General features: G+C 31.5%; 10 protein-coding genes. 9 read left to right on the forward strand and 1 reads right to left on the reverse strand.

Translation table 11 applies throughout. The features are described 5' to 3' along the window. On the forward strand, positions 1-708 hold a 708-nt coding region (locus DP68_RS15795), incomplete at its 5' end, for a cell wall-binding repeat-containing protein (RefSeq protein ID WP_035311254.1). Positions 709-880: 172 nt separating this feature from the next. On the opposite strand, the gene DP68_RS15800 is transcribed toward DP68_RS15795, so the two are convergent. Further along, positions 881-2,611, reverse strand: a complete 1,731-nt coding sequence (locus DP68_RS15800; protein WP_052085851.1) for a methyl-accepting chemotaxis protein — start codon at positions 2,609-2,611, stop codon at positions 881-883. 251 nt (positions 2,612-2,862) lie between these two features. On the opposite strand from DP68_RS15800, the gene DP68_RS15805 reads away from it, so the two are divergent. The 8 genes from DP68_RS15805 to DP68_RS15840 all read left to right on the forward strand — a co-directional run bounded on the left by DP68_RS15805 (position 2,863) and on the right by DP68_RS15840 (position 11,827). Further along, complete coding sequence (locus DP68_RS15805; protein ID WP_035311256.1) at positions 2,863-3,927, forward strand: AI-2E family transporter; 1,065 nt, start codon at positions 2,863-2,865, stop codon at positions 3,925-3,927. Between the two features lie 158 nt (positions 3,928-4,085). Next, entirely contained in the window at positions 4,086-5,018 is a 933-nt protein-coding gene (locus DP68_RS15810) for a ribonuclease H family protein (RefSeq protein WP_035311259.1), read from the forward strand. Positions 5,019-5,089: 71 nt separating this feature from the next. After that, complete coding sequence (locus DP68_RS15815; protein ID WP_035311261.1) at positions 5,090-5,989, forward strand: hypothetical protein; 900 nt, start codon at positions 5,090-5,092, stop codon at positions 5,987-5,989. A gap of 488 nt (positions 5,990-6,477) precedes the next feature. Then, positions 6,478-7,791: an aspartate kinase gene (locus tag DP68_RS15820; RefSeq protein WP_035311263.1), complete on the forward strand. Its 1,314-nt coding sequence runs from the start codon at positions 6,478-6,480 to the stop codon at positions 7,789-7,791. Between the two features lie 377 nt (positions 7,792-8,168). Next, positions 8,169-8,660: a metallophosphoesterase family protein gene (locus DP68_RS15825; RefSeq protein WP_035311266.1), complete on the forward strand. Its 492-nt coding sequence runs from the start codon at positions 8,169-8,171 to the stop codon at positions 8,658-8,660. 300 nt (positions 8,661-8,960) lie between these two features. Beyond that, entirely contained in the window at positions 8,961-9,884 is a 924-nt protein-coding gene (gene rbsK, locus DP68_RS15830) for a ribokinase (RefSeq protein WP_035311267.1), read from the forward strand. Positions 9,885-9,911: 27 nt separating this feature from the next. After that, positions 9,912-10,307 (forward strand): D-ribose pyranase, encoded by a 396-nt coding sequence (gene rbsD, locus DP68_RS15835; protein ID WP_035311269.1) that lies wholly within the window; start codon positions 9,912-9,914, stop codon positions 10,305-10,307. A gap of 14 nt (positions 10,308-10,321) precedes the next feature. Then, positions 10,322-11,827: a sugar ABC transporter ATP-binding protein gene (locus DP68_RS15840; RefSeq protein WP_035311271.1), complete on the forward strand. Its 1,506-nt coding sequence runs from the start codon at positions 10,322-10,324 to the stop codon at positions 11,825-11,827. The last annotated feature ends 8 nt before the right edge of the window (positions 11,828-11,835 follow it).

Below are 11,835 nucleotides of genomic sequence, written 5' to 3' on the forward strand. Positions count from 1 at the left end.
GCAGTTGTAAATGAAATTAAGGCTATGCTTCCTTCGGTAGAAATAGTTAGACTAGGTGGAAGTACTAGATATGAAACTTCAATGAGCATATTTAATGAGTTTGATTTAGATACAAAAAATATTGTACTAGCATCAGGTAAGGGATTTGCAGATGCATTATCAGGAAGCCAATTAGCTGTTAAGTTAAACGCTCCAATGGTTCTTGCAGATGAGTCTAATTTATATAAACAGCAATTAAAGTTTGATGAAAAGGCACTTGAAAATTATTATTTATTAGGTGGAACAGGTTCACTTAGTGATAATGTGCAACAATTTGTAGTAATGGATTTGGATAAAGAGTTTTCAGATATGAAGGGGGTTCTTAATAATCTTGCTGAAGCTGTAAAGCTTAGGGATATTGAAATGTATATGGCTGAGATAGATCCAAGTGCTCCTGGATATAAAGATACTAGAGATGTATATACAGAAGTTTTTGCAGCTTTAGCTGAGGAACAAGTAAATATTGAAGCAATCTATGAGTCTATAGATATGATATCAATGACCACTAAGGAAGCAAAAGTTAAGGCTGTAGAAAATGATAAGATAACATACAAAGATCCAGAAACAGGAGAAGATGTTGCGGAAGAAGAATTATATACTATGATAGCAACTTTTAAGAAAGTAAATGGACAATGGAAAATTTACGCGTCTGAAATTATAGAAGAATAAAAATATCTTCAAGAAAACTGCTGAAGGAAGAAATTCAGTGAACGGTTGCATGATTTATAGAAATCTCTGATTTCGTTATAAATTAGCACATCTCAGCAAACTGAGATGTGCTAATTAATTATGCAGAACCTATACGGAAGATTTAACATTAAAAATGTCGTAATATCCTTATTTATGAAGCATGTACTTGTTCCTTGGTTTTAAATTTAGTAATCTCATCTAGTACCTTGCTTGTCATTTCAGTTAAGTTTTGTGCAGTGTTTGCAACATCTAGAGAGGAACCGTTCATTTCTTCAGTTGAAGCTGAGATTTCTTCAGAAGATGCAGATATTTCTTGAGCAACGGAAGAAGAAGCCTCCACCTTTTCTAGTATAACATCCTTGTCTTTATTTATTTCTTCAACAGAATTAGTTATTTGTTGAATTTTAGGAGCTAATCTTTCTATACCCTGTAATATATCTTGGAATGAATCCATGGTGCTTTTTATAACACTAACTTGATTTTTTAATTCGCCGTCCATGGTATCAGTAGTACTTAAAATTGTATTGGAGCTATTTGATATATTGCTTACCAGTGAGTTTATATTATCTGATGAAACCTTTGTTTGCTCTGCAAGTTTTCTTATCTCATCTGCAACTACAGCAAATCCACGACCAGCTTCTCCAGCACGAGCTGCTTCAATAGAGGCATTTAGCGCTAGTAAATTTGTTTGGTCTGCAATTCCATTTATAATACTTGTTATTTCATTTATTTTATGTATATCTTGTCCAAGTGTTGATATTTTTAAAGCAAAATCGTTAAAAGAAGATCCTACATTTCTTACTGAATCAGATAAGAAATTCATATTATCATTACTATCGCTTGCCATAGCATTAAAGTTTTTGGAGGCTACATCAACATCTAATATATCCTGAACAATTTTTTCAAGCTTTTCTCCAAATTGATTTAAAATAGATGTGATAGAGACCAAATCTTGTGCTTGAGAGCCTGTACCTTCAGCTACGTCTTGTATTGCACTTGCTACATTTTCTGATACTGATGTCATTTCTTCAGATATTGCAGCTAAGGAAAGTGATTTTTCATCTATGTTTTTAGAAGTTTCCTTAAAAGACTCAAGTATGGATGAAACATTATCCACAGTTTGCTTAACTGCCCCTGTAAGTTCTCCAATTTCAGATTCGTTTACAGGAAGATTGACATCTACAGAAAAGTCTCCTTTAGATACTTCAATTAAAATATCTCTTAACTTTTTAATAGGGTTTATAAGTTTAGTTGTATAAACGTACACGTTAGCTAAAGTAGATGCAATCAGAGCAAAGGTTAAAATCATTAAAAGTATTATATATCTAGCTAGCACTGCTTCAGCTATTTTTAGCTCTTTGGCTGACTTGTCATCTATGCTATTTTCGAATCTTGTTAGCGCATCTGTTAAAGCATTTGATTCAGTATCATAATTAGAATCGAACATTAATTGACGTGCTTTATTAAAGTCCTTTTGTGCAACTGCCTTAACTGCTTCTTGCTCTATTTGCCTTAATGCATCAGATGATGTCTTAGCTTTTTCAAGTAAACTTAGCTGTTCCTTAGGTATATCAAGTTTTATTAAATTTTCTTTTGCATTTTCCATAGATTTAGTTTGGTTTAATTCTCTCATGTAGTTATCGTAATGTTCCTTTTCACCAAATTGAACATAACTTCTTGCTTCTGATGATAGATAATCAGTTGCATCCCCAAATTTACTTCCTAAGTCTTTGAGCTCCATCCTTTTACTTTGTATAGCTTGTTCTGTTTTAAATGCCATCCTAATAAGTACACCACCGCTAATTAATAAAATTGCAAGGACGATTGCAATAGTGCTTAAAATGCGATTGAGTGTAGATTGTTTCATTGCTTTTTTTCTCATGTTGACAACCCTCTTTTGTAAAAAATTCTTATAATATTGAAGATTATACCATATAGTCCAACAAATAGCTAACTCAAAAAGTAAATTTATTTTTAATATTTGAATATAGTGTATCGCAAAAATAAGATAGGATATTTTTATCAATAATCATCAATTTATTTCTGGAATCTATAGAAAAGATATTAGAGTTTCAATTCAAGGTATAGGGGTAAGGAGAATAGCCAATACTAATTTTGAAGTAAAAAATAGGGGTGATTATTATAAAAACTAAAACTCAAATAATTCAAATATTGGTAATAATAAATTTAGGAATTCTAGCCTTTATTTTATTAGGAAGACTAAGCATTATTCATAAGCTTATGGTAACTATAGCGAAGGCATTTTTAATTCCTCTGTTTATTTCAGCACTGCTATTTTATATAATAAGGCCTCTAAATAATATTTTTATAAAAAAGGGACTTACTCGGGGGAAAGCAAGTTTGCTTTCATTGATAATATTTACATTTATTTTAAGTGGATTGTTATCTTATTTTAGTAAATATGCCTATGGACAATTCGAACAACTTAAAAGACAGATGTGGACAATTTTAAATAATAAAAAGCAAATTGATGGGTTTATGAGTTGGATAAACAGTTTTATAAATGTAGGCAAAATATATGCATTAATAGCAGCTTCTGCTACAAATTACATTCAGCAAATAGGATATAATTTTATGAAAGTTATAGGATATTTTATGAATGCTTTTTCCACAGTATTTCTTATTGTAGTTATAGTGTTTTATATGCTTAAGGATGGAGATAAGCTTAAATATAAGATTTTAAGGATAATACCTATAAGGTATAAAAAGGTTTCAAGTGAAATATTGTCTGAAAGTGATACCATACTTAGTCATTATGTCACGGGCCAAGCAAAGGTAGCATTGTCACTAGCCAGTATGATATTTTTAGGTTATAAAATTATAGGAATGCCCAATGCACTGCTTCTTTCAACCATAACATTTATACTTGCATTTATACCCTTTGTAGGTTTTTTTATTTCAATGATAATTCCTGTGGTTATAGCAATAGGAATGGGATTTCCTATGTTTTTAAAGCTTATAGTTTTATTTGTCATTGTTCAAACTTTAAAGGGAAGAGTTGTAGTACCGTTAGTAATGGCTAAAAGTATGAACATACATCCTTTAACTGATATATTTCTGGTAATAGGAGCAATAGCTATAGGGGGACCATTTACTGCTTTTGCAATAGTACCAATATATGCTATTATAAAGAATATAGTAATGATAGTAAGTGATAAGAAAGCTAGTAACCAGTAACCAGTTTCTAGATTTTAGTGATTGGTTGTGAATAATATATAATAATTCATAAACAACAATTTTGATAGAAATTCAGGTAACTGAATTTTATCTATTAGTAGGCTATAAGTGACATTTTTAATACTGAAAATTCAACATTATCTTAAAAGGAGGAACATATGGGGAAGAAAGTTTATGCAATTAAAGAGGGATATGATTTTGAAAGAAATAGAAAGATAGAAGATTTAATAGTAGGTACTTGGGCTGAATGCTTAAAATATGTTAAGGGTGTTAAGGGCGCTAAATATAAAAGCTTTGAATCCATGGCAGAAGCTAAAGGTTTTTTAACCGACACAAAAAAACTCTTAAAAAAGGGTGAGGATTCCTATCCTTTAGATATACCTCATGCATATGTGGATGGAAGTTTTAATATATCTACAGGTAAATTTGGGTATGGACTAGTAGTGGTTCATGATAATGTGATAGAGTATATAGAAAATGGAGCACCGGAGGATGATTCTAAAAAGGCTTTAAGGCAAATTGCAGGAGAGCTCAAGGCTTCAGTTAGAGCAGTGGAATATGCAGTAGAAAAGGGATATAAAGAAATCGTAATTCTTCATGATTATGAAGGGATTTCCCATCATGCAACAGGATACTGGGAAAGAAGAGACAAATCATCCGAGGAATATTACAATACAATGAATAGTCTTATGACAAATCATAATCTTAAAGTAATTTTTGTAAAGGTAGATAGCCATACGGGCGATCTTTATAATGAAATTGCTGACGAGGAAGCTAAAGTAGCTATAAATATGGAGCTTCCTAAGATTACTTTGAAATGGCTTAAGGAAAATAAAATTAAGGTAGTAAATGAAGAGATTAAAGAGGAGCTTTTAAATATAACATCTCAAAGTGTAGAAGAAAACATCATAGTATTAAATAATAAGATTGAAAAGATTAATCCAGTTAATAATGATGAAAATATAGAGATTATAATATCAAAACTTATTAATGCATATAAGGAAAAGGATATTAACTTACATAAATATATTAGAGGATTAAATAATAGCTTAAAAGATAAAGTGATATTGGAAATGATAAAGAAAATTTAAAGTCTATTAGCACATTTTTAAAAAACTCTTCATATTATATAACGTAACATTTTAAAAATAGGGGTGTAAATGTGAAAAGAAATATGAGGAGTAGGTCTTATCAAGAAATGTACAGGGATGATAACGAAATAAATAAGAGTAAATATGACTTAGGTATGAATAACATGGATGATATTTACAATATTAAGGACATAGGTGATACAGATAACGTAGCTGGAATGAAAGATGTTTACGACATGGACGACATGAATAATATGACTGGAATGAAAGACATATATGATATGGATGATATGAATAATATGACTGGAATGAAAGACGTATATGACATGGATGATATGAATAATATGACTGGAATGAAAGACATATATGACATGGATGATATGAATAACATGACTGGAATGAAAGACATGTATGATATGAATAATATGAATAACATGACTGGAATGAAAGATATTTATGATATGAATGATATGGAAAGCCCAATGATGCATTGCCCAATGCACGGATTACAAGGAGCACAGACAGGTAAGCCAATGTGTCAAATGATGGGTATGCATGACATGCACAACGGAATGTGCCCAATGATGCATGGGATGCATGATATGCATAACGGAATGTGCCCAATGATGCAGGGTATGCATGATATGCACCATGGAATGTGCCCAATGATGATGATGTGCTGCATGCCATGTGGAATGCATCCAATGATGGGAATGCAGGATATGGAACATGAAATGTGCCCAATGATGCCAGATATAAGGGATATATATGACATGAGTGGCTGTTATGATGATTATGAAGACAAATGCCATAAAAAAGAAAAAGATAAGGTTAAGGATAAGAAGTGTAGCTGTGGTATGAAAAATATGCAAAATATGAAAGATATTTATGATAAAGATGATAAGAAATGTGATAAACATGACAAATGTAAAAAACATCGTATGTATGGAATTTATTTAGACGAAGACTAGAAAAAATATCACATTTTTAATGTTGAACGTACCGTATGGGTTCTGCATTTAGGAAAGCGGTTCGCTATGCAAAAAAGCTCTAATATTTCAGAACTTGAATCACCTAAACTTTTTAAACTCGCTATAGCTCAGACAGTAAAAAGTTCTTAACGGTGATTTAAGTTCTAAAATAAAGAACTTCTAATGCTTGCTCAATGCTTTCTACAATGCAGAACCCATACTCTATGCTCAACATTAAAAGTATCATTTAGACTTACCTGACTAAAGGAAAAAATTTCGCTTTGGCGAAATTTCCTCTGGCAGCAGTTCACATTAAAAACGTGGCAAATTCCTTTTTAGACTAGAATTAACAATTGAAAACTTTATGTGAAAGTAATATAATTTTATTAATTTAATAACTTGTGAATTTATTGCACTAATTTATTAAATTAAGGGGCAAAAATTGATAATTATTTGACAAAAAAACTAATGAAATAGGGGGCTTTTTTATGAATGAAATTATTGTAGCAAAATTTGGTGGCAGTTCTTTAGCGGATAGTGAACAATTTAAAAAGGTAAAGTCAATTGTAATGGAGGATTCAAGAAGAAAGTACATAGTTCCTTCAGCGCCGGGAAAAAGATTTAAGGAAGACTATAAGATAACTGATTTATTATATCTTTGTCATGCTCATGTTGAGCAAAACATTTCCTTTGAGGAAGTATTTAATATAATTGAAGAAAGATACATGGGGCTTGTAGAAGAATTAAATCTAGATTTAGATATAAAAAGTGAACTTAATATAGTAAGAGAAAAGGTTAAAAATGGGGCAAGTAAAGATTATACTGCGAGCAGGGGAGAATATCTAAACGGACTTATACTTGCAGCCTATTTAAACATTCCTTTTGTTGATCCTAAGGAATTGATATACTTTAATGAAAAAGGAGTACTTGACTTAGAAGTTACCTTTAAAAGAGTAAGTGAAAAGTTATCAGGAACTCCGGCAGCAGTAATACCGGGATTCTATGGTGCCTTAGAAAATGGAGATATAAAGACATTTTCAAGGGGCGGTTCGGATATAACAGGATCTATAATATCAAGAGGAGTTAATGCGGCTTTATATGAAAACTGGACAGATGTTTCAGGATTCTTAATGGCAGATCCAAGAATAGTAGATAATCCAAGAAATATAGAAAAAATAACTTATAAGGAATTAAGAGAGCTTTCTTATATGGGAGCTACAGTGCTTCATGAAGAAGCTGTATTTCCAGTAAGGGAAGCTGGAATACCTATAAATATAAAGAATACAAATAGGCCTGGAGATAAGGGAACTCTTATAGTTAGTGATGATAACTTTGAAAATACATACAATACTATTACAGGGGTAGCAGGTAAAAAGGACTTTACTGTAATAACAATTGAAAAGACAATGATGAATGCTGAAAAGGGATATTGTAGAAGGGTACTTTCTATCCTTGAAGATCATAATATGGCATTTGAACATATGCCTTCAGGAATAGATAACGTATCTGTAATAGTTTCTAATTCAGAGCTAAATGGAAAGCTTGAGGAAATATTAGAAGAAATAAGATTTAAATGTAAGCCTGATTTTATAGAAGTTCATGGGGATATGGCGTTAATTGCTGTTGTAGGTAAGGTTATGAAAAGAAATGCAGGAATTTCAGCAAAGTTATTTAATGCGTTATATGAAAGTGATGTAAATGTTAGAATGATTACTCAGGGCTCCAGTGAAATAAATATAATTATAGGGGTTGAAAATGGAGACTTTGAAAAAGCACTAAAAGTTATATATGAAGCGTTTTAATTTTTGATGTTTAATGGTGTGAGGCATGAAATTTGCATCTAGGAAAGCGATGCACTTCGTAAAAAGTCTAATATTTCTAAAGTTGAAAACTCCTAAACCTTCTAAACTCGCTAAAGCTCAAACAGTAGAAGGTTTTTAACGGATTTTTCAAATTTAGAAATAAAGACTTTTTAATGCTTGTTCAATGCTTTCTACGATGCAAATTGCATACTATAATTCAACATTAAAACATGGTTAGTGACTACTGAAGGAGGAAATTCTGTTCGTACAGAATTTCTTTTAACCAGAAAAATTCATCAAACTCCTGTTAATCAGTACCTCAATTCTAATAAATATCATATTATGTTATGGTAACAAAATTATAGGGCGGTGTTTAAATGAAGATAGGGGTAACAGCGGATACCCATTTGAGTAAGCATCCTGAAAAAATAGAAGAGATGATAAAGAGATACTTTTCTGATGTGGATTTAATTATTCATTTGGGGGACTTTACCTCAATTGAGGTGCTTCATAAAATGCAAAAGTATAAAAAGGTTATTGCAGTTTACGGGAATAATGATAAGGGAAAACTTACAGAAGAACTTAAGCAAAGTGAAATAATAAACATAGAGGGTTATAAAATTGGACTTTATCATGGTCATGGTTCTGGGGAAAGTACCATGGATAGGGCATACAATGAATTTGAAAAAGATAAGGTAGATATAATTATATTTGGACATAGCCATCAGCCCATTATAAAGACTAAAAAAAAGATACTTCTAATAAATCCAGGATCTCCAACTAAAAAATTTAAGGAGAGATGGTACTCCTATGTGCTTCTTGAAATTACTAAGAAAAACATAGAAGCAAAGGTTGTATTATATAATTAAAATGAAAAAGCACTAATCTATAGTTGAGATTATGTGCTTTTTTATATTTATCATTTCTTAATGTTTAATTATCCTTTTCTTGGGAACAATAAAGTTTGTTAATATATTCATAAATAAGTTGTTAAATTTAAGTCAAAGTATAGCATAATATTGTACTGGTAAGTACAAGTAGTATAGCACATTGATATAATTCAAAAAAAATATGTTATGTAAAACGTTGACATTGAATATATAATATTATATAATTTAGTAAACCGGTTTAGTAAATCGGTTAAGTATGGTTAGGTGGGTGAATACTTAATGAAAAATAGTATTTGTGTACTGGGAAGTCTTAATATGGACATAGTGCTTAAAGTTGAAAGAATGGTTAGAAGCGGAGAGACAATACTTGCTAAGGGATTTGATAAAATTCCAGGGGGTAAGGGTGCTAATCAGGCAGTAGCAGCAAGAAGACTTGGAGCTAACGTATATATGGTAGGCAAAGTTGGAAACGATGACAATGGCAACAGCCTAGTTGAAGCTCTTAAAAATGATGATGTAAACTTAGAATATTTATATACAGATGAAAAAGAACCTACAGGAATGGCGATAATACCTGTAGATGATGAAGGAAATAACTCAATTATAGTAGTTTCTGGATCAAATATGGCTATAACTAGTGAGGATATTAAAAAATCAGTAAAAGCTATAATAAATTCAAAGGTGCTTATAACTCAATTTGAAACACCAGTTGAAGTAAGTATAGAAGCATTTAAAATGGCAAAGGAAAATGGAGTTATAACTATATTGAATCCAGCGCCAGCAAGAAAGGTTCCGGAAGAACTTTTAAAATATACAGATATAATTGCTCCAAATGAAACGGAAGCATACGAACTTACAGGAATAAAAGTGGATAGTGAAGATACAATAAAGGAAGCTGCTAAAACTTTTTTAGATAAGGGAGTTAAATTTGTATTAATAACTTTAGGGGAAAGAGGAGCAGCACTTATTTCAAGGGATGAATTTTGTATAGTTCCAGCTCATAAGGTTAAGGCTATAGATACAACTGCAGCAGGAGATAGTTTTATAGGTGGTGTGGCAACAAAACTTTGTGATGAGGAAAGCTTAAACTATGCAGTTTTGATAAAAGCAGTAACTTTTGCAAATAAGGTTTCTTCAATAGTAGTACAAAGAAAAGGAGCTCAAACCTCACTACCTACACTTGAAGAAGTAATGAAAGCTTAATTATTATTAGATATGGGAGGAACACTGATGAAAAAGACCCCATTATTAAACAGCGAAATATCAAGAGTTATATCTCAAATGGGTCATACAGATAGTATTGCCATAGGAGATGCAGGTCTTCCGATACCTAACTCAGTTGAAAGAATAGATTTAGCGGTTATAAAGAATTTACCAACATTCATAGATACATTGAAGGCAATTTTAACTGAACTTGAAATAGAGGAAGTTGAAATTGCAAGAGAAGTAAAAGATGCTAGCCCTGAAGTTTATGAAGGTATAGCAAAGGAAATAGGAAACGCAAAAATTACATGGATAAGTCATGAAGAGTTAAAGGAAAACTTAAAAAAATGTAAGGCAGTAGTTAGGACAGGAGAGCAGACACCATATGCCAACATAATTTTAAAATCTGGCGTAGTTTTTTAAAGGGGGAAATGATTATGGAAAATAAGACACCTCTATTGGAAATGCAAAATATATCAAAATCGTTTCCAGGGGTAAAAGCCCTTCAAAATGTAAACTTAAAAGCTTATGGTGGAGAAGTAATGGCTCTTTTAGGTGAAAATGGGGCAGGTAAATCCACGCTTATGAAGATTTTAAGTGGTGTATACACAAAAGATGAAGGAAAAGTTTTTATAGAAGGTAAAGAAGTAAATGTAACAGGCATAAAAGATGCTGAAGCTTTAGGTGTATCTATAATACATCAAGAATTAAGCTTACTTCCGAATCTTACTATATATGAAAATATATTTTTGGGAAATGAAAAATATAATGGTATTTTTAGAAAATTAGACAAGAAATATATGATAGAAAAGAGCAAAGAGCTTTTAAGTAGAATTGGATTTACTACAGATCCAAGTACTATGACATCCGACTTAACTGTAGGTGAAATGCAGATGATAGAGATAATAAAGGCTGTATCCAAGAATTCTAAAATAATAATTATGGATGAGCCAACTACTGCACTTACAGATGTGGAGACAGAAAAGCTATTTGAAGTTATAGAAAAGTTAAGAAGTGAAGGAATAGCAGTAATATATATATCTCATAGAATGGATGAAATATTTGCAATATGTAATAGAGTAACAGTTTTAAGAGATGGACAGTATGTTGGAGAGGCAATGGTAAAGGACGTAGATAAGGACAGCCTTATTGCTATGATGGTAGGAAGAAAACTTGAAGAGCAATTTCCTTATAGAGAAGAAAAAAAGGGAAATGTAGTTTTAAAGGTTGAGAACTTAAGTTACAAAAATAAAGTAAAAGATGTTTCTTTTGAAGTTAAAGCTGGAGAAATAGTAGGGTTTGCAGGGCTTATGGGATCTGGTAGAACTGAGACTGCAAAAACTATATTTGGAGAATACAGAAAAACTTCAGGTGAAGTATATATAAATGGAGAAAAGGTTAATATAAATTCTCCCAAAGATGCTATAACACATGGAGTAGCATATCTTTCTGAGGATAGAAAGAAAGAAGGATTAGTGCTTAATATGACTGTTGGAACAAACATGACATTAAGCAACCTTAAAAAGTATGAAAATACATTTAAGAGAATAGACACTAAGGAAGAGCTTAGAGAAATTAAGGAATATATAGAAAAACTTTCAGTAAAAACTCCTTCTCATGCTCAAATGATGAAAAATTTAAGTGGTGGTAATCAACAAAAGGCAATAATTGCAAAATGGATCATGCTATCACCTAACTTACTTATAGTGGATGAACCTACAAAGGGTATAGATGTAGGTGCTAAAAAAGAAATTTATGAAGTTTTAAATGAGCTTAAAAAAGAAGGAAAAGCAATAATTATGATTTCTTCAGATATGGCAGAAATACTTGGTGTAAGTGATAGAGTTATTGTAATGAGCGAAGGAAGAGTTACAGGAGAACTAAGCCGCAGGGATGCAACCCAGGAAAGCATAATGAAATATGCAGTAGGAATTAAAGAGTAATCAGTTGT

This window comes from Clostridium sp. HMP27, from assembly GCF_000765165.1.
In the GTDB taxonomy this organism is placed as follows: Bacteria; Bacillota; Clostridia; order Clostridiales; family Clostridiaceae; genus Clostridium_AK.